Here is a 20,133-nt window from a genome sequence, read left to right as displayed (position 1 = left end):
TCAGCCTTCCGTATCTTGGCCAGCTTGGCCGTTGTCTGTCGTTTTCTCGGCCCGGCGCGCGCGTGCTTGCGCCTTGCGCCGACCCATATTTGCCTTCAGCGCAGCCTTGAGGCGATCCTCGCGGATGGCCTTGGCGGTCTTGGGCTTTGGAGGGGCGGTACCTTGTGACATGTCGATTGTCTAGCGCAGCGGGCAGTCAGGGTCCAGATAGCCCTTGCACCATATTAAGAATGCGTCTAATCAGCCGCCCAACGTGCTGGAGTAGCTCAGTGGTAGAGCGCGTCATTGGTAATGACGAGGTCGGGAGTTCAATCCTCCCCTTCAGCACCATTATCCCCATATAAATAGGCACTTAGACACGGTTTCGCATGAAACCCGCGGGCCGCAATTTGTCGGCCCATCATTGCGACCGACTCTGTCTTGCGCGCTATGTTCGGGGATGTTTCGGTTTTTTCGAATTTTTGTTTGATGTGGTCGCGCGCGGTGATTTTTTTGGCGGCCCTGAACTTTCCTGCGCAACGGCACCTTGGAGGGCATGAAATCGCCGGACATCTCTGCTGATAAATTAGGCAGGGCGGCGAAACGCAGTCTTTGGGGATGAACCCTGAAAATCCTGCTACCCGACTGAAACAACAGCACAATACGGCAGCCAGCAACATGCGATCCGGTCAAATTGCCGACAGGTGGCCGGAATGGCAGCCTTATTGTGTTGCTGCCCTGCACCCAAGTCGCCATGCTGCCCTCAGGAGCACCCAATTTATGTCAATTACCGCCAGTATCTATCACCTTACGCATTACAAATATGACCGTCCGGTCACGCTGGGGCCGCAGATTATCCGCCTGCGCCCTGCCCCGCATTCGCGCACTCGGGTGATTTCGCATTCCCTCAAGGTGTCGCCGGAAAATCATTTTGTGAATCACCAGCAAGACCCTTATGGTAACTGGCTGGCGCGTTTCGTGTTTCCCGAACCGGTGATGGAGTTCAAGATCGAGGTCGATCTGGTCGCTGACATGTCGGTCTACAACCCGTTCGATTTTTTCGTCGAGGAATCTGCGACCAAGTTCCCCTTTACATATGGCGATGAAATAGCGCCCGACCTGAGCATCTATATGCAAGCGGAGCCTGTCGGCCCGCTGTTGTCGGATTTCATGAAGACGGTGTCGCGCGATCCGATGGTCACGGTCGATTTTCTAGTGATGCTCAACAGCCGACTGGCGTCCGAGATCAACTACGAGATTCGCATGGAACCGGGCGTGCAAACCGCCGAGGTGACCCTTGGCCGTGCCTCGGGGTCGTGTCGCGACAGCAGTTGGTTGCTGGTGCAGATCCTGCGCAATCTGGGTTTGGCAGCGCGGTTCGTGTCCGGCTATCTGATCCAGCTGAAACCTGACTTGAAAGCCCTTGATGGCCCGTCGGGGACCGAAACAGATTTCACCGATCTGCATGCCTGGGTCGAGGTGTATCTGCCCGGCGCGGGCTGGGTTGGTCTTGACCCGACATCGGGGCTGCTGGCGGGCGAAAGCCATGTGCCACTGGCCGCCACCCCGCATTACCAGAACGCCGCGCCGATCGCCGGTGTCGCATCCTATGCCGAGGTCGATTTCTCGTTCGATATGCAGGTCAGGCGCACGGCAGAGCACCCGCGCATCACCAAGCCGTTTTCGGATGTATCGTGGGACGCGCTGAACAAACTGGGGCAGGACATCGACAAACGGCTTGAGGCGGGCGATGTGCGCCTGACCATGGGCGGCGAGCCCACATTCGTGTCGATTGACGATTTTGAGGGGTCCGAATGGAACACCGATGCCGTTGGCCCCACCAAACGCGGGCTGGCAGATAAGCTGATCCGCCGCTTGCAGGATAAATTCTCGACCGGCGGTTTGCTGCATTACGGTCAGGGCAAGTGGTATCCGGGCGAAACCCTGCCGCGTTGGACGTTTTCGATGTTCTGGCGCAAGGACGGGCATCCGATCTGGAAAGACGTCGATCTGCTGGCCCGCGAAGACACGCACGAAGATGTCGGCCCCAGTGACGCACAGGCGCTGTTGGTCGAAATCGCGCGCAGCCTGTCCGTACCCGGTGAAAACGTGCTGCCCGCCTTTGAGGACCCTGCCGAGTGGATCATCAAGGAAAGCAACCTGCCCGAAAACGTCACGCCCGAGAATTCCAAGCTGAAAGACCCCGAAGAACGCGCCCGCATCGCGAAGGTGTTTGAACGCGGGCTGACCACGCCTGCGGGCTATGTTTTGCCGGTTCAACGCTGGCAGGCCCGTGCAGAAAGCCGCTGGATGTCAGAGGTCTGGAACCTGCGCCGTGGCAAAGTGTATCTGGTTTCGGGCGACAGCCCTGTGGGCTACCGTTTGCCGCTTGGCACCCTGCCCCATATCCCCGCCAGCGACTATCCTTTCGTCTATCCCCAAGACCCGTCAGAGCCGCGCACACCGCTGGTCGCGCCTGAGCAGGAGCGCCCTCAGGCGATTGCCAGCCGCACCGAAGATACCAGCATCAGCCAGACGCAGGTGGAACAAACGCTGGGCGACCTGACCGGTGCCGTGCGCACCGCGATCTCGGTTGAACCGCGTGATGGCAAGCTGTGCGTGTTCCTGCCGCCTGTTGAAACGCTCGAGGATTACCTCGAACTGATCTCGGCCACGGAAAACGCCGCCAAGACCATTGGCCGCAAGGTGTTGATCGAAGGGTATTCGCCGCCCAGCGATCCGCGCATCGACGTGATCCGCGTAGCCCCCGACCCCGGTGTGCTTGAGGTCAACGTGCATCCTGCCGCGTCCTGGGCGGAATGTGTGCACACCACCGAAACGGTTTACGAGGAAGCCCGCCAGACCCGTCTGGGTACCGATAAATTCATGATCGACGGTCGGCATACCGGCACCGGCGGCGGCAACCATGTGGTTGTCGGCGGGGCAACCACCACCGACAGCCCGTTCCTGCGCCGCCCTGATCTGCTCAAAAGCCTGATCCTGTTCTGGCAGCGTCATCCCAGCCTGTCCTATCTGTTCTCGGGCACCTTCGTCGGGCCCACATCCCAGGCCCCCCGCATCGACGAGGCGCGTCATGATGCGCTGTACGAGTTGGAAATCGCGCTGGATCAGATCTGGCCACCGGCCGAAGGCACCCCGCCCCCGCCATGGCTGACCGACCGTTTGCTGCGCAACAGCCTGATCGACGTGACCGGAAACACCCACCGGACCGAGATTTGCATCGACAAGCTCTATTCCCCCGATGGCCCCACAGGCCGTCTGGGTCTGGTCGAGTTCCGCGGCTTCGAGATGCCCCCGAACCCGAGGATGAGCCTTGCCCAGCAGGTCTTGATCCGCGCCATCATCACGCGCTGCTGGGAACATCCGATCAGCGGCAAGCTGACCCGTTGGGGCACCACCTTGCACGACCGTTTCATGCTGCCCGCCTGTATCTGGGATGATTTCCTGGACGTGCTGGATGACCTCAAGGGGCACGGCATGGCGCTGGACCCCGCGTGGTTCAAAGCGCAGGCCGAGTTCCGTTTCCCCTTCTGCGGTGATGTCACCTATGAGGGCATGACGCTGGAACTGCGTCAGGCGCTAGAGCCCTGGCATGTGTTGGGTGAAACCGGCGCGATCGGCGGCACGGTGCGCTATACCGACAGTTCGGTGGAACGCTTGCAGGTCAAGCTGACCGGCCCCAACCCCGACCGCTATCGCGTGACGGCGAACCAGCGGTTCGTGCCCCTTCAGCAAACTGCCAAGACCGAAGAACGCGTTGGCGGCGTGCGGTTCAAAGCTTGGAAACCTGCGGTATCGCTGCATCCGGTGCTTGAGGTCGACGCGCCCCTGACGTTCGATATCTACGACACATGGACGGGGCGTTCCCTGGGCGGGTGCCGCTATCACGTGGCGCATCCCGGCGGGCGGAATTTCGATACCTTCCCCGTGAATGGCAACGAGGCAGAGGCGCGGCGTCTTTCGCGGTTTGAACCGATGGGCCATACGACCAGCAGCTTCACCCCGCCTGATGAAACGCCGCATCCCGAATTCCCCATGACGCTTGATTTGCGGCGGCGTCCCGGTTTGTAACAGATGCAAAAATCCCCCACCTCCCAAACGCAAAGCGCGCCCCGTGACCTGTTGACCGCATACCGGCAACAGGCCGGTGCGCGCGACGAGATGGTGGACAAGGCCGGAAACGTGAAACCGGTCTGGCAGCCGTTTCTGGACCACTTGCAGGGGTTGGGCGATCAGGACATTGCGCATCGTTTTGCACGCGGCAACCAATATCTGCACGACGCAGGTGTGCGGTTCCGCCAATATAACGACACCGCATCCGAAGACCGTGATTGGCCCCTAAGCCCCGTTCCGGTGATCCTGGATCAGGACGAATTCGAGCGCATCTCGGAAGGGCTTATCCAGCGTGCCGAGCTTTTGGATTATGTGCTGCGCGATCTATATGGCCCCGCCGAACTGGTGTCCTCGGGGCAATTGCCCGCAACCCTGCTGACCCAGAACCCCGCGTGGCTGCGGCCCATGGTCGGCGTTGAACCGGCGTCGGGGCATTTCCTGAACCTGCTGTCCTTTGAAATCGGGCGCGGGCCCGATGGCAAATGGTGGGTCATCAGCGATCTGGTCGAAGCACCGTCAACCGCCGGTTTTGCCATCGAAAACCGTGTGGCGATGACCAAGGTTTTCCCGAATTTCTTCACGAGCGCCAATATCCAGCGGATTGCCGGGTTCTTTCGCGACTTTCAGCAACAATTGTTCGAACTGCGCGGCAAATCAGACGGGCAAATCGCCCTGCTTTCGCCCGGTCAGGGCAACCAGAACTATGCCGAACACGCCTATATCGCGCGGTATCTGGGCCTGCTGCTGGTCGAGGGCGAAGACCTGATCGTGCAAGACGGCAATGTTATGGTGCGCACCGTTGCAGGGCCGAAACCTGTCAGCGTCATCTGGAACCGTATCCCAAGCGCGCTGACCGATCCGCTTGCGCTGGACCAGACATCGCTGATCGGGACGCCCGGTTTGGTGGATGCCTTGGCCCGGCAACGGGTCAATATGGTCAACTCCATCGGGGCCGCCGTGCTCGAGACGCGCGCGTTGATGGCGTTCCTGCCCAAGATTGCCCGCCAGCATTTCGGCGAAGCGCTGAAACTGCCCAATATCGCGACATGGTGGTGCGGCGAGCAAAGCAAACGCGACCATGTGATTGCCAACCGGGACCGGATGATCGTCGGCTCCGCCTTTTCCACCGAACCGATGATGGCCGATACCCAAACCGCAAGCCCGCAAGAAGCGGGCAAGATGACAGAACTGCTGAACCGGTCGGGCCGCGAACTGGTCGGCCAAGAGGTGATCACCCTTTCGACCACCCCGACCTATGAATACGGTGCATTGGTGGCGCGGCCCATGTGCATCCGCCTGTTTGTGGCCCGCACCCCACAAGGCTGGCAGGTGATGCCCGGCGGCTATGCGCGGGTCAGTGCGGGGGATGATGCAACCGCCTTTGCCATGCAGCGCGGCGGCAAGGTGGCCGATGTCTGGATCACCGGCGGCAATACGGTCGAAACCCCCAGCCTGCTGGTCTCAGGGTCCGGCTCGACCCAGCGTCTGTCGGCACGGGCTGCCCTGCCCAGCCGCGCGGCGGATAACCTGTTCTGGCTGGGCCGATACGTTGAACGCGCAGAACATAACATGCGGCTGTTCAGGGCCTGCTTTGCCCGCATTAACGACGGCGGCAACCCAGATGCACCGCTGTTGCGTTATCTGCGCGATCACCTGATGGGCGGTGTGGCCGCAAGCTCCGGTGCCATGGCCGCCACCTTCGAATCCCCGCTTGAACAGGCACTTGTTGCGGCGCGGCGGATCGGGGACAGGTTTTCTCCCGACGGGATGATGGCGCTGCATGATCTGGTTGCAACAACCGACGGCCTGAAAAACCGCCATGTCCCGCTTGAGGACATCCCCAAAGAGATCAGCGTTTTGCTGCGCAAGATCACCGGATTTGCAGGGCTGGTCCACGAGAACATGTACCGGTCGGACGGGTGGCGCTTTCTAAGCGTTGGCATCTCGCTGGAACGGGCATCCAACATGGCGCATTTGCTTGCCAAACTGCTGTCGCCCGACGCGCCCGACGGTGCGTTGGATCTGGCGCTCGAGATCGGCGATAGCGTGGTGTCCTATCGCGCGCGATTCTCCATTCTGGCGGACCCGGTTGCGGTGGCCGACATGCTGGGCGTCGACGACCAGAACCCCCGCTCGATCCGCTATCATCTGTCCCGCGCCAAATGGCATATTTCCGACCTCCCGGGGCAAAGCAGCAGCCATGTCCTGTCAGAAGTGGCCCGCAAAACGTTGTTGCTGGAAACTCAGCTTGCGGCCAGCACCCCGGCCGAGCTGACGCCAAAGGTATTGCTGAAAATCCAGCGCGATATCTGGTCGATCGCCGATGCCCTGACCCAAGCACATCTGGTCTGACCGATGCGCTATGATATCCGCCTTACCATCTCGCACCGCTATGCGCAGGCCGCCGGAAACGGGCGTCATGCCTTGCGGGTGCTGCCGCGCGAGATTGCGAACCGGCAACATCTGACGGCGCATCTGATCGACATCTTCCCCCCACCCGACAATCGCCACGATAGCGTTGATTTCTTCGGCAATGCCGTCTGCTCTGTCACCCACTCAGAGCAACATCAGAAAATGGTGATCCGCATGTCTGCGCGGGTCGGCGTCATGGCCCCTGCCGGACACCATTCAGGTGGCAGCGGGCTGGGGCAGCTTGCGCTTGATCTGTCCCGGTCGCGCGACCTTGGGCCTGCTTCGCCGCTGCATTTTCTGGGGCCTGCCCCGCGCCTGCTGCCAAACGCCGACATCGCCCGTTTTGCCCGCGACACCTGCGATCTGTCGGCACCGGTCACCGATATCATCTGCCAGCTGGGGCTGGCATTGCACGGGGCGATGACCTTTGACGCGACCGCGACAGATGTTGACACCGACGCCGCCGAGGCATTTTCAAAGCGTCGCGGCGTGTGTCAGGATTTTTCCCATATCATGATCATTGCCTTGCAGTCCCTTGGTATTCCGTCCGGCTATGTCAGCGGTTTCCTGCGGACCTTGCCGCCCCCCGGCGGCGTCAAGCTGGAAGGCGTCGATGCCATGCACGCGTGGGTCCGCGCGTGGTGCGGCGCTGCGCAAGGCTGGGTCGAATATGACCCGACCAATGCGACATTGGTGGGCACCGATCACATCGTTGTGGCCTTTGGGCGCGACTATTCGGATGTCAGCCCGGTGATCGGGCATTTGCGATCCTCGGGGGCGCAGGTCAATTCCCAAGCCGTCGATATGGCCGTGGTTGACTGAAGCCGGGGCAGGCCCCGTCCGCCCCCCATGTCACAATTTCATTGATCCAGAGGGATTAACCGTCATTATCCTCCCGATTGGGAGAGATCATGCAGCATAAATTGACGCTCGACGCCGTAGAACAGCTGGCCTGTGAAACGCTGATGGAGGCAGGGGCAACAAAAGCCGCCGCCAGTTCCGTTGCCCGCTCAACGCGCCTTGCCGAAAGGGACGGGATACGCAGCCACGGGTTGTTATATGTGCCGATCTACGCCGAACATCTGCTGTGTGGCAAAGTATCACCAACCGCAATTCCATCGGTGACCACCCCGCGCCCCGCTGCCGTTCGCGTGGATGCAGATAACGGCTTTGCCCATGCCGCAATTGATGCGGGCTGGGACAGTTTCACCAAAGCCGCAAAGGCAAATGGCGTTGCGGCACTGAGCATCCATAATTCGTATAACTGCGGTGTGCTGGGCCATCACGCGGAACGGCTGGCCCAGGACGGGCTGATCGGGCTTTGCTTTACCCATGCGCCCGCATCCATCGCGCCCCCCGGTGGCAGTAAGCCAGTTGTGGGGACAAACCCGTTTTCCATCGCCGTGCCAGACGGGGCTGGCGGCGCGATGCTGGTGATTGACCAATCGGCCAGCGCCATCGCCAAATCCGAAATCCTGCTGCGCAGCCGCGAGGGCAAGGCGATTGAACCGGGTTGGGCGCTGGATGCCGACGGCAATGAGACCCTGGATGCGGATGCTGCACTGGCGGGGTCGATGGTGCCTTCGGGCGGGTACAAGGGGTTCGGCGTCGGTCTGTTGGTCGAAGTTCTGGCCGCCGCGCTGTCGGGCGCAAACCTCAGCACCGAGGCAAGCGCCTTTTCGGGCACCAAGGGCGGACCGCCCGGCACCGGACAGTTCTTTATCGCGATTGATCCGGCGGGCTTTGGTGGCGACGGGTTTCATGCGGCGATGCTGCGCCTTGCCACGTCGATCACCGATCAGGACGGTGCGCGCCTGCCCGGCCAGCGCCGCGCCGACAACCGCACCCGGATCGAGGCCGAAGGGGTCACTGTAGACGATGCGCTGCTGACCCGGATCAACGCCGCAGGAAAGCCCGCCGCATGAGCCCGGTCATTGACGGGCTGCAATACGCAAACTGGTCCGAAAAGATATTCCGCGAGATGCGCGCGGGCGGGGTTGATGCCGTCCATGCCACGATCACCTATCACGAGAATTTCCGCGAAACGGTGCTCAACATCGAAGCCTGGAACCGTCATTTCGAACGCCACCCCGATCTGGTCTTTCAGGGGTTCACCGCAGACGACATCACTTTGGCGCGCGAAACCGGGCGCACGGCGATTTTCTTTGGTTCGCAAAATCCGTCCTGCATCGAAGACGACATCGGCCTTGTCGAGGTGCTGCACCGTCTTGGCCTGCGCTTTATGCAGTTGACCTATAACAACCAATCACTGCTGGCGACGGGCTGTTACGAGGAGGACGACACGGGCCTGACCCGCATGGGCCGCGAGGTCGTGACCGAGATGAACCGCGTCGGGCTGGTCGTCGACATGAGCCATTCCGGCGAACGATCCACCCTTGAGGCGATTGACCATTCCACCCGCCCCATTGCCATCACCCACGCCAACCCCGCTGACTGGCACGCGGCATTGCGCAACAAATCTGATACGGTCTTGCGGGCCTTGTCGGGCACGGGGGGCATGCTGGGGTTTTCGATCTACCCGCATCACCTGAAGAATGGCGGTGCCTGTACGCTGGCCGCATTCTGCGAAATGATCGCACGCACCGCCGAGCGCTATGGCATCGACAATCTGGGGATCGGGTCGGACCTGTGTCAGGATCAACCCGACAGCATCGTTGAATGGATGCGCACCGGACGCTGGACCAAACGCATCGACTATGGCGAAGGCAGCGCCGATGCGCCCGGTTTTCCGCCCATGCCCGACTGGTTCGGCGGCAACGCCGATATGCCCAACCTGACGGCGGGCCTGCGCGACATCGGGTTTTCGCAGGCGGATACAGACGCGCTGATGGGCGGCAATTGGGCGCGGTTTTTCCACGACAGCTTTGGCCCCGCAAAATGACCTGCGCGCCGCTGTCCCCTGTTCCGCAGGCGGCGCAGTTTCGCCGTGATCCGGCGCAGGTGATGCGATTGGCACGGCTGGGTCTTGCCCACCCGACCCGCCTGTCTTTCCTGCGCATCCTGTTGCGCCGGATGCAGCGCGAGACCTGGCAATTTGACCGGCCTGTGTTTGATATTGATGCAAACGGTGTGGGCCGCGCAATGTACCGCGCCATCGGCCCTGAACGGACCTATAGCCTCGTTGCCTTTGCTCATGATCTGCCTGCCGACATGCGGTCGGATCGGGTCATTGCCACCGCCTGGGATGCGACCTTTGCCCTGTTTGACGGGGTGCCGGATGCGGAGGACCTTGACCGGCTCGCGGCGAATGTACCGCTGCAAGAAGCCGGACGTGTCACGCAAAAAGAGCTGACGCTCAGCCGCGCCAACCGGTCGGTGCGGCTGTTCGAGACTGTCGTTCAATGCCTGTCCAAGGGTCGCCAACCCAGTGCGGATGATCTGGCCGCAACGGGCTATCTGATGCGCACCACGGCTGTTTACGGGTCGGGGAAATTCGGGGCAGCGACCCACCACAGCCTGACCGACCGCCCCGAGACAGCCGCCCCGTTTCAGGCAGAGATGCTGACCGTCTGGCTGATCCGCACCTTTACCGTTGATCTGGTAAACCACATGGCACAGCTGCGCGGCGGTGCGGCTGCGGTGCCGCTTGCGGGAGGCTTGCGGCGCAGTCTTGGGGTGGGCAATTCAACGGGGCTTGGCATGGCACCGTTTCTGGTGCGCCATCCGGTCTTGCTTAATAACTGGATGATGGTCCGCGAAGAGGCGCTGGCCCGCGTGCGCGCCCAGAAAGCGACCCAGGCAGACAAGGTCGAACGGTTCATTCAGGCGCTGACTGCCGTCCAGCAAAACGCAGCGCTTTGGACCAGCGTGCACCCGCTTCAGCAAGCGCGGCTCGGGGCATTGCGTGCAGGGCTTGCCCAGATCGCGACCCATGTCGCGAGCGATTGGGACAGCGGCACTGACCAGCCGTGGGATGCGCTGTGGCAATGGGGTCAGAAGGTCTTGGGGATCGAAGCACAAGAGGCCCTGCTGGCGCTGTTGCTTGAACCCCATGGCGACCTGATTGACGGGTTGGCCGACTGCCTGAGCGAAGATGAAACGGCGGCATTTGCCATAGACGGGACCCAGCGGGTTGATGAGCTCAAGGCGTTGCTGGCCAAGAATTACAACTGGGCGCTTGCGGTCGATTATGCAGATCGCAAGGCCGCTGGCCGGTTCTGGTATGTGTCCGAAGACAAGCTTGAGCCACGCTTGGGCGAACGGTTTGAAGAACCGGGAAGCGAGCGCGAGTTGCCGCTTGATATCGGTCGGCAGGCCGCCGCGCTGTTTGATACGCTTGGCGATTTCGCAGGCGATGCCCCTATGGCGCGGCTGTTGCTGGCGCATCCCCATCATCGGGCGATGGTGCGTCGCGTGCAGTTGACCGCAACGCGGCCCTTTGCCGAAATCCGCGACAACCTGATCGACGGTGACATGCTGCCGATTGATATGCTGCGCTGCAAGCTGGCGTGTTTCGGGGCGTCGCGCTTTGACCCCAGATCGGACCGCTGGGTGCGCATCAGCCTGTTTCAAAACGCCCCTTACCCCGATGACCTGCATGCGGAACCGCACCTGTGACGGCGGCGGACCAGATCCGGCTGACGATGCCCGAAATCAGCGCGCTGTCCTTGCGCGCGGCGCGGGGTGCCGGGCTGGATTGGGGCATGGCCGAGGAATGCGCCAGTGCCGCCACATGGCTGGCGGCGCATCAGTTCAACTGGGCAAATGCCGTTTTGCATCAGCTTGAAACCCCGATGTCACGACAGGTTATCCCCGCGATTGGCAGGTGGCATGCAGATGAACCCGTTTGCGGGTTGCACGTCGGTGCCACGCTGTCGGATTTCGCGTGTTTGCCAGAGGGGCCGGGTTTTGGCGCGCTGTCCCTTGGCCCGATCAACGGCCCCTTGATGCTGGTGCCGTTTGTCGTGCGGGCTGCAAAGCAGCTAGATACGGCGTTTGATGTAAGCTTGGGCGCGCCCCCTTGGCTGCGCGTGTCAGGCGATTGCGTTCAGGTTTTGGCAGGTCGTGCCGGGCCGGAAATGATTGCCGAGGTCACGATCGGCCCCACCCGCCATGCCCCTGACCCGCCCCACAATGCGGCAGACCAAAACGCAGTGGTTTCGCGCGATCAATATGACCGGCTGGACCGCCTGGCGTTGAAAATGACGGTGCCGTCATCGGCGCTCTCGGCCAAAGGGGCTGGCGGGCTTGGGCTGGATGATGACTAGGCCGCGCGCCTAAAGCGCGAGGTCCGCGATCAAATCCGCCTTTGAGTATTTTTCCTTGAGCTTGCGCGGGCTGTTGCGCCCGCCTTCGACCACGATGAAACTGTCACCCAGTGCATAGGCGAAATCGGCGTTCTGTTCGACCAGCAAGATCGCCATCTCGCCCTTGCTGCGCAGCAGACGCAAGGCATCGCCGATCTGTTCGATCACGTTTGGCTGGATGCCTTCGGTCGGTTCATCCAGCAACAAAACCTTGGGTTTGGTGATCAGCGCACGGGCAATGGCCAGTTGCTGCTGTTGCCCGCCCGACAAATCACCACCGCGCCGCGATTGCATGTCGCGCAGCACCGGGAACAGGTCGAACACCTCGTCGGGAATGAAATGTTCAGCCTTGGGCAAACAGGCAAATCCGGTCTCAAGGTTTTCATACACGGTCATCATCGGGAATACTTCGCGCCCCTGCGGGACATAGGCGATGCCAGCCTTGGCGGCCTGAAACGCAGTGTTCAGGCGCACCGGCTTGCCATCCACCTTGATCGTGCCACCGGATGCGGCGTGACGCCCCGCAATCGCCTTGAGCGTACTGGTTTTGCCAACGCCATTATTGCCGACCATCGTGGTGATCTGCCCCTGCGGCGCGGTGAATGACATGCCGTAAAGGATGCGGCTTTGACCATAGTGCAGATCAAGGTTTTCGACTTCAAGCATGACCACGTCCCAGATAAACTTCGATAACGGTGGGGTTGGATGTCACGTGATCCAGACTGCCTTCGGCCAGAACAGACCCCTCGTGCAGCACGGTGACCTTGCAGTTCAGACGGCGCACGAATTCCATGTCATGTTCCACCACCACGACGGCACGGGTTTGCGCGGCGCGTTTCAAGATATCCGTGGTCTTTTCCCGTTCCTCGACCGTCATGCCCGCAGCAGGTTCATCGACCAGCAAAAGCCGCGGTTCCTGCGCCAGCAACATGCCAATCTCCAACCACTGTTTTTGCCCGTGGCTCAGTTCGCCCGCGATGCGGGGCAAGCTGTCGGACAGGCCGATTTCCTCGGCAATCGCTTCGATCCGCGCGGCATTGGCTGGCGTCTTGCGGTGCAGCAAAACGGCCAGGGGCCCGCGCGGGTTTTTCAACGCCATGGCAAGGTTCTGCCGCACCGTTTGCGCCTCGAATACCGTTGGTTTCTGGAACTTCCGCCCGATGCCCGCATTGGCGATGTCAGCCTCTGACATGCCCAGCAACGAGATGTTGCGTTCGCCCCAGATCACCACACCTTCGTCCGGTTTGGTCTTGCCCGTGATGATATCCATAAAGGTGGTCTTACCCGCGCCGTTCGGCCCGATGATGGCGCGCAATTCGGGTTCGGCGATCTGGATCGACAGGCTGTTGATCGCCTTGAACCCGTCAAAGGATACCGACACCCCCGACACTTCCAGCAAGGTGTTGTTCATGATGGTTTCCTCACCAGATAGTCAAACAATCCGCCGATTCCTTTGGGGAAGAACAGCGTGACGCAAACGAATGACACGCCCAACAACACCAGCCACCAATCGGTCCACAAGATCGTGTAGAACCCCAGATCAATTGCAGGTGCCCCGCCCCCGGTGAACCAGCTGGACAGCAGCGACACGAAGGCCGCCCCGATCACCGCACCATAAAGCCGCCCGCGCCCGCCAATGGCGACCCAGACCGCCAGATAGATGGATGCGATGGGGGCAAGCTCGGCCGGGTTGATGATGCCCGCCTGCGGATAATACAGCGCCCCTGCGATACCCGAGATCACAGCCGTGAGCGTGAAGATGAACAGTTTGTACCCCTCAACGCGGTAGCCCAGAAAACGCACGCGCGCCTCGTTGTCGCGGATGCCCTGAACGACGCTGCCCATTTTACCTGACACAACCCATGCAAACAGAAGATAACCAAGCGCCAGTGCAAGGGCAGAGCCAAGGAAGAACGCGAGGCTGATATCCGCTTGGGAGGACCCCTCAAAACCCGGTATGTTTTGCAATCCGGACAGGCCGTTGTTGCCGCGCAAGCCGCTGTCGTTCTGGAACAGCCACAACGACAATGCCAAGGTCATCGCCTGGGTCAGGATGGACAGGTACACGCCCGTCACGCGGCTGCGGAAGGCCAGCCAGCCGAAGACTAATGCAAGCAGGCCGGGCACGACGATAACCATCAAAAGCTGAAGGAACAGATTATCGGCAAAGGCCCAGAGCCACGGAAAGTCAGAACTCCCGACCACGCCGAATATCTGGTTGCCGATGGCGTCCGAGATCTCTTGGCTGGTCGACGGGATCGCCTGACCGGACAGGCTGCTCAGCACGATGCCTTCGGTGCGGGCATACATCAGCCACATGCCGATGGCGTAGCCGCCGATGCCAAAGAACGCAAAGTGGCCCAGCGACAGGATACCGCAATACCCCCAGACCACATCCATCGCGATGGCAATCAGGCACAGGCAGAGCGTCTTGCCCAAAGTTTTGACCATGGAGGTCGAGATGAGCCCGGTGCCGAATGCTTCGGACCCCACTGTAACGGCAAGGGTGAACAAGCCCAGTAAAGCGATGAACCAAAGGACCGACGGGTTTTGCGAGATAAATGTTTTATGCATGGGTCAATCCGCCGCCGCCCGGCCTTTTTGGGCGACGATGCCCTTGGGCCGGAATTGAATGAACAGGATGATGAACAGCACCATATAGGTTTGCGCCGCCAGCGTGTTGGACGGGTTGAACCATTCGATGCCCTTTTGCAGGAACCCGATCAGCGACGCGCCCGCAAGCGTGCCCCAGACGTTGCCAACCCCGCCCACGACCACGGTCATAAACGATTGCACGATGTAATCGGCCCCCATTTCAGACGTCACCTTGGCGTACAGACCAATCGCCACGCCTGCGATGCCAGCGATCCCTGACCCAAGGCCAAAGGTCAGCATATTGATGCGGTCGGGGTTGATGCCCATGCTGGCGGCCATACCGGGGTTTTGCGTGACAGCACGAACCTCGAGCCCCAGTCGGGTGCGTTTGAGCACGAACAGGATTAGCGCCAGAAACATCAGCGCCATCACAAAAATCGCGATGCGGATATAGCTGATCTGGATCACGTCCGACACGACCCACGCGCCATCCAGCCACCCCGGAGAGGTCAGCGGGCGGGCTTGGGTGCCAAAGATATTCTTGGCCAGTTGTTGCAGCGCGACCGATATCCCGAACGTCGCCAACAGCGTTTCAAGCGGGCGGTGGTACAGATGGCGGATCACCAAGCGTTCCATCGTTACACCTGCGGCAAATGTCACGGCAAAGGCCAGCGGCAGGGCAACAATGATCGACAGGGTATAGTCGGGCACGAATTGCTGCACGACATAGCCGGTGTAGGCCCCCATCATGATGAATTCACCATGCGCCATGTTGATCACGCCCATCACACCAAAGGTAATGGCCAGCCCGATGGCCGCCAGAAAATAGATCGACGCGAGCGAGAGCGCATCGAGCGTCAGATCAACCGCTTGTGCCGCACCAACGCGGGTTTCGATACTATCGAGGGCAGCGCGTGCGGCATCCGTGACGGCGGGGTCTTGCTCCTCGTACACCTCGTAAAAGGAATGCGCGGCGACCGCGTCTGTTTTCGCGTCTTGGCTTACCAGCGGCGGAACGGTCCCTTGGGCAGCCAGCGCGGCATAGGCCTTTTCCCGCATGGTTTGGGTATCAAGCTGCGCAGTGGGGATGCCGCCCACGCGGCCCCCGTCAATATTTGCCGCCAGCGCATCCCGCATGGCCGCGGGTGAAATCACTGGCGGGGCGAGTTTAGCGTCAACCAACCGGGCATAGGCGTCAGCCTCGCTCAGGTCGCGGCCAGGTTTCAGAACGCGGGCGATGTTGCCTTTGGGCGCGTCCGGCGAAACGACTGCCTTGACCGACAAAAGCTGGTTCAGCACCGCCCGCGCCTCGATCGAGGTGTCGCTGGACATTGATGTAATGGCGGCGATCCTGTCGCCTGTATCGGGTGCAAAACTGGCCGACATGAAATTCGCCAGCTGGATCTTGCGCGCTTTCAGCGTGGCATCGGTTTCGGGGTCGATGGATTTCAGCAACGGGGCCAGTTGGCTGGCGTCCGGCCTGCGGGCAATCGATTCAATCGCGGATGTCCGCCGCGCCAGATCGGGGTCGGTCAGCTGAAACTGCACCAGTGCAGTGCCAATCAATCGCCGCACCCCGCCGTTTGGCTTCAACTGTGAAAAGCCGGACTTGGGGGCCGTCGTTTCTTGGGCTGTATCAATATCGCGCAAGGACAGATCATCGCCATTCTCGGTTGCGTAAAAGAACACGCCATCCGCATCGCGCTGCCAGACGCCTTTGTCCTGCCATTGCTCCAGAAAATCGCTGAGATGCGGCGCGCCCGAGGCGACCAGATCATCCAACGCAACAGACACAGAGCTGCGCGAGGGATCGGCAATTTCACCAGCATGGGCTTGCAAGCTCGGTTGCAGGTCTTGAGCGACGGCCATTCCCGCAAGCCCAAGCCAGATAAAGAGAGTCAAGAAATGGCGCAGCATGGGATACCTTTGGTCAAGAAGTCAGACGGGCGCAGGATCAATCCCGCGCCCGTTGCCAAGTTTTAGTAGTTGGATGTCAGCTGAACGCAGGTCTTTGTTTCCGTGTTGTACATGCCGCAGCCCAGTTCTTTCCAATCCGAGGTCAGAACGGCGCTTTCGGGCAGGAAGTCTGTCCATGCATCACCCGCAACCGGATCGGTCTGGCTGATGATGTCAAACTGGCCGTCTGCTGTGATCTCGCCGATCAGGACCGGCTTGGTCAGGTGGTGGTTTGGCAACATTTCAGCCATGCCACCGGTCAGGTTCGGGAAAGTCTGGCCGTACATGGCGGTGCGCACGGCATCAACATCTGTGGTGCCGGCTTGTTCGACTGCGTTCACCCACATGTTAAAGCCGATGTAATGCGCTTCCATCGGGTCGTTGGTCACGCGCTTGTCGTCACCGATGAACGCCTTCCAGGTCTCAATGAATTCAGCGTTTGCAGGCGTGTCAGCCGACATGAAGTAGTTCCACGCGGCCAGATGCCCGACAAGGTTCGTGGTATCCAGACCGGAGAGTTCTTCCTCGCCCACCGAAAAGGCAACGACGGGGATGTCGTCTGCGGATACATCTGCGGCGGCCAGTTCTTTGTAAAAGCCGATGTTCGCGTCGCCGTTGATCGTCGAAATCACGCCAACCTGTTTGCCGTCTTCGCCCAGCGCCACAACATCGCCTACAATCGTCGCCCAGTCAGAGTGACCAAAAGGCGTGTAGTTCACAAAGATGTCTTCCTCGGCGATGCCCTTGGACATGAGGTAGGATTTCAGGATGTTGTTGGTGGTGCGCGGGTACACATAGTCGGTGCCCAGCAGCGCGAATTTCTCGACGCCCAATTCTTCGAGGTAATAATCAACCGCCGGGATCGCCTGCTGGTTGGGCGCGGCACCGGTGTAGAATACGTTTTGGGAGGATTCTTCGCCCTCGTACTGAACCGGATAGAACATCAGGCCGTTCAGTTCTTCCAGCACGGGCAACACAGATTTGCGCGACACAGAGGTCCAGGAGCCAAAGATCACATCGACCTCGTTCACGGTCAAAAGTTCGCGACCTTTTTCAGCAAACAGTGGCCAGTCGGATGCCGGATCGACAACGACCGCTTCGATCTGGCAGCCCAGAACGCCGCCTTTTTTGTTCTGCGCGTCCACCAGCATCAGCATGGTGTCTTTCAATGTCGTCTCGGAAATCGCCATCGTGCCGGACAGCGAATGCAGCACGCCGATCTTGACCGGATCGGCACAGTCTTGGGCCATCGCCATCGACGTGGTGCCCAACAAGGCTGTCATCGCGCAAGCCGCTATTTTTTTTGAATATTCCATTTCGTATCCCCTGATGTTGCTGCGTGCTCGGGTGTGGAAAACACACTTTCGCAAAAGCCCTGAACAATATATCTAGGGGCCGCAGCAGTATTGTTGTGGTCGTCGCACGGGGGGAAGTATCTGCCAGGATCGCCCTCTGTGCGCCGATGCAGCCAGTTCGGCATGACGCTAGGATGTGTCTGCAATCTGAGCATTTACCAGATAGAATAAAGGCACACGGGACCGTGATCGACACGACCGCCCACCAATTGGGCGAAAAATGATTTTTTGCTTATTTTTTAGACGCGCGCGCAAAAGGCGAAGCGTAAGACTGCCTATTTACTGCGCCAACATGCACAACTATTAGGTGCACCCCCCGCTTTTCCCTGACCGCACAAGGCCGATTCACCGGCCCAAAAGCAAAACGCCACCCCGTTTGGAGGTGGCGTTTGAAACTAGAAATATCTGGCGGCAGGGCTCTGATCGCCCCTAGTCATTACGTCTGACACGGGCCGCCGTTTTATCTGCAAAGGCCGCCAGCCGCGCGCGGGCATCGGGTTGCGTGTTCACGACCCCTGCCACCACGGCCTCGGCATAGGCGGCATCCATCGCCGACATGTTTTGCATGTGGCTGACAGCCGAACAGATCGCAAAGTTGGAAAGCGGCAGGTTCTGCGCTGCTTTTCGGGCCAGCGCGAATGCCGCATCATAGCTGGACCCTTCGACGATATATTGCGCCAGCCCCACGTCCATCGCCTCTTTGCCCTGATAGACGCGCCCGGTCAGCATCATGTCGATCATGCGCGACTTGCCGACCAGATCAGTGACCCGGATCGTGGCACCGCCGCCTGTAAACAGGCCACGCTGCCCTTCTGGCAATGCGAAATAGGTCGTTTCGTTCATCACGCGCACATGGGCCGAACTGGCAAGCTCGAGCCCGCCGCCCACAACAGCACCTTGCAACGCGGCAATGATCGGAACGCCGCCATATTCCATTTTGTTGAAAGCCTCGTGCCAGCGCAGACATACATGCATGAAATCAGCCGGGCTGCGGTCTTCGTCGTGATGTTCAATCAGATCAAGGCCGGCGCAGAAATGATCGCCCTCCCCCGCCAGAACTACCGCACGCACGCCAGCCCGCGGTGCCACCGAAAAGAAATCAACCAGTTCTTCGATCGTCGCAATGTCGAGAGCATTGCGTTTTGTGGCCCTGTTCAACGTGACACCCCAAAGCCCGTCCCCGTGGTCTTCGACTTTGAGGTTGGTAAAACGGGCGATGTCGATTGTTAGGGGCATTCTGTGATCCTTATTCTGTGTCATGTCCGCCGGAAGGCCAACATATTTCCACTACAGTATTCAGGAAATATGCCAAGGCCCAGAGGTGATGTGCCCTTCACTTCCAAAGGCAGGCGACAGCGGGGGGCGGGCCTAAAGGGTACTAAACCCCCCGGGATTTTCAGGCCCTATGCGCCCCCTCCTTTCAACCCCCAATTGCTTTATCAAATGCCGAAGGTTCTCTGACAGTTGGGTCGATAATTCGCCCGTGCTAAATGTTTCCCCAATCATGGAAAAACTCTGCAGGACGCTCTTGACACCCGCCCCCGTATGTAAGATTAGCTGCGACTGAGTTTAACGACGTTTGATGGTCACACCCCGACCACAACATGCAGCGACGAAATGCTATTCAGATAGTTTTAAGTCACTTCATTAAATTGGACTTAGAAGCCTTTGGTTTCATTGGCGTGCCCGGGTAGCTCAGGGGTAGAGCAGTGGATTGAAAATCCTCGTGTCGGTGGTTCGATTCCGCCCCTGGGCACCATTTAAACCTTTGATATATAATAGTTATTCCTGAATTTTTTCGTGAGTCTTGTGTGCTCCCATTTTCTTGGGTGCCATATGGGTGCCATGAATGGACAATTGATCCAATCGTAATCCGCTGAGTACAACTCTCGTCAAAACGAGCTAGCGAACCTATGCCTACTTCGCACCCTCATTGAACTCACCTATAGGTGGAATTTGATAGTGAAATCCATCCAGCTTGCCGCTAATCTAAGAATGACATTGTCTTAGTGACCTGCTGAAAACACATCTGATTTCAGTGAATTGCAGCCGAAGGCCTTTTTGTTTTGGCAGCTATGGCAGTCGGTGAGTAGCGAAGTAATTTGAACGAAAAGGAATTCTAGTCTGTGTTAAATAAAGGTTCAGAGTGGCGCAGGTGGGAGCCACATACTCATGCCCCCGGTACAATCATGAACGATCAGTTCAAAGGGCCGAGCGCTTGGGAGGATTATTTAACAGCACTTGAAAACGCATCGCCAAAAATCAAAGCACTTGGTGTCACTGATTACTACCTGACGCACACTTACGAGAAGGTTCTGGAAGCGAAGAAAATTGGTCGATTGCGAGATATTGAGCTGATCTTTCTCAATATAGAACTCCGCATTGGAATAGGAACAACCAAAGGGGGCTGGGTGAACCGACATTCCCCAAGTTGC

At 59.6% G+C, this 20,133-nt stretch carries 14 protein-coding genes, 2 tRNA genes and 1 pseudogene; 10 read left to right on the top strand and 7 right to left on the bottom strand.

Annotated features, from left to right (window positions below):
• Positions 1-171: a hypothetical protein gene (locus tag HGT1_RS17235; RefSeq protein WP_176251196.1), complete on the bottom strand. Its 171-nt coding sequence runs from the start codon at positions 169-171 to the stop codon at positions 1-3.
• An 84-nt stretch (positions 172-255) separates the two neighbouring features.
• Between HGT1_RS17235 and HGT1_RS17230 the strand changes: the two genes are divergently transcribed.
• The 8 genes from HGT1_RS17230 (at position 256) to HGT1_RS17195 (ending at position 11,753) form a co-directional block, all read left to right on the top strand.
• Positions 256-330 (top strand) — tRNA-Thr (locus HGT1_RS17230).
• Positions 331-759: 429 nt separating this feature from the next.
• Complete coding sequence (locus tag HGT1_RS17225) at positions 760-4,071, top strand: DUF2126 domain-containing protein (protein ID WP_176251195.1); 3,312 nt, start codon at positions 760-762, stop codon at positions 4,069-4,071.
• Between the two features lie 3 nt (positions 4,072-4,074).
• Positions 4,075-6,465 (top strand): circularly permuted type 2 ATP-grasp protein, encoded by a 2,391-nt coding sequence (locus HGT1_RS17220; RefSeq protein WP_176251194.1) that lies wholly within the window; start codon positions 4,075-4,077, stop codon positions 6,463-6,465.
• A gap of 3 nt (positions 6,466-6,468) precedes the next feature.
• On the top strand, positions 6,469-7,347 hold the full coding sequence (locus tag HGT1_RS17215; RefSeq protein ID WP_176251193.1) for a transglutaminase family protein: 879 nt from the start codon (positions 6,469-6,471) through the stop codon (positions 7,345-7,347).
• 89 nt (positions 7,348-7,436) lie between these two features.
• Positions 7,437-8,450, top strand: coding sequence for an Ldh family oxidoreductase (locus HGT1_RS17210; protein ID WP_176251192.1), 1,014 nt, complete (start codon positions 7,437-7,439; stop codon positions 8,448-8,450).
• Positions 8,447-9,427: a membrane dipeptidase gene (locus HGT1_RS17205; RefSeq protein WP_176251191.1), complete on the top strand. Its 981-nt coding sequence runs from the start codon at positions 8,447-8,449 to the stop codon at positions 9,425-9,427. The genes HGT1_RS17210 and HGT1_RS17205 overlap by 4 nt, the downstream gene beginning before the upstream one ends.
• On the top strand, positions 9,424-11,103 hold the full coding sequence (locus tag HGT1_RS17200; protein ID WP_176251190.1) for a hypothetical protein: 1,680 nt from the start codon (positions 9,424-9,426) through the stop codon (positions 11,101-11,103). The genes HGT1_RS17205 and HGT1_RS17200 overlap by 4 nt, the downstream gene beginning before the upstream one ends.
• Entirely contained in the window at positions 11,100-11,753 is a 654-nt protein-coding gene (locus HGT1_RS17195) for a DUF3726 domain-containing protein (protein WP_176251189.1), read from the top strand. Before HGT1_RS17200 ends, HGT1_RS17195 begins: the two co-directional genes overlap by 4 nt.
• 9 nt (positions 11,754-11,762) lie before the next feature.
• Here the strand turns inward: HGT1_RS17195 and urtE are convergent, their stop codons facing one another.
• From urtE to HGT1_RS17165, 6 genes are all read right to left on the bottom strand, one after another.
• Complete coding sequence (gene urtE / locus HGT1_RS17190) at positions 11,763-12,458, bottom strand: urea ABC transporter ATP-binding subunit UrtE (RefSeq protein ID WP_176251188.1); 696 nt, start codon at positions 12,456-12,458, stop codon at positions 11,763-11,765.
• Positions 12,451-13,203: an urea ABC transporter ATP-binding protein UrtD gene (gene urtD / locus HGT1_RS17185; protein ID WP_176251187.1), complete on the bottom strand. Its 753-nt coding sequence runs from the start codon at positions 13,201-13,203 to the stop codon at positions 12,451-12,453. Before urtD ends, urtE begins: the two co-directional genes overlap by 8 nt.
• Entirely contained in the window at positions 13,200-14,366 is a 1,167-nt protein-coding gene (gene urtC / locus HGT1_RS17180) for an urea ABC transporter permease subunit UrtC (protein WP_176251186.1), read from the bottom strand. Before urtC ends, urtD begins: the two co-directional genes overlap by 4 nt.
• A gap of 3 nt (positions 14,367-14,369) precedes the next feature.
• Complete coding sequence (gene urtB, locus HGT1_RS17175; protein ID WP_176251185.1) at positions 14,370-16,304, bottom strand: urea ABC transporter permease subunit UrtB; 1,935 nt, start codon at positions 16,302-16,304, stop codon at positions 14,370-14,372.
• 62 nt (positions 16,305-16,366) lie between these two features.
• The gene (gene urtA / locus HGT1_RS17170; protein WP_375708116.1) at positions 16,367-17,626 is read right to left on the bottom strand and encodes an urea ABC transporter substrate-binding protein; all 1,260 of its coding nucleotides are present in this window, start codon (positions 17,624-17,626) and stop codon (positions 16,367-16,369) included.
• 501 nt (positions 17,627-18,127) lie between these two features.
• Positions 18,128-18,934: a crotonase/enoyl-CoA hydratase family protein gene (locus HGT1_RS17165; RefSeq protein ID WP_176251183.1), complete on the bottom strand. Its 807-nt coding sequence runs from the start codon at positions 18,932-18,934 to the stop codon at positions 18,128-18,130.
• A gap of 448 nt (positions 18,935-19,382) precedes the next feature.
• Here HGT1_RS17165 and HGT1_RS17160 point away from each other — a divergent pair.
• A tRNA-Phe gene (locus HGT1_RS17160) sits at positions 19,383-19,457 on the top strand.
• 430 nt (positions 19,458-19,887) lie between these two features.
• Positions 19,888-20,133, top strand: a pseudogene (locus HGT1_RS17155) (hypothetical protein); the annotation flags it as partial.

It is taken from the genome of Sulfitobacter sp. HGT1 (assembly GCF_013282155.1).
In the GTDB taxonomy this organism is placed as follows: Bacteria; Pseudomonadota; Alphaproteobacteria; order Rhodobacterales; family Rhodobacteraceae; genus Sulfitobacter.
This window is presented reverse-complemented; position numbering and strand designations above follow the sequence as displayed.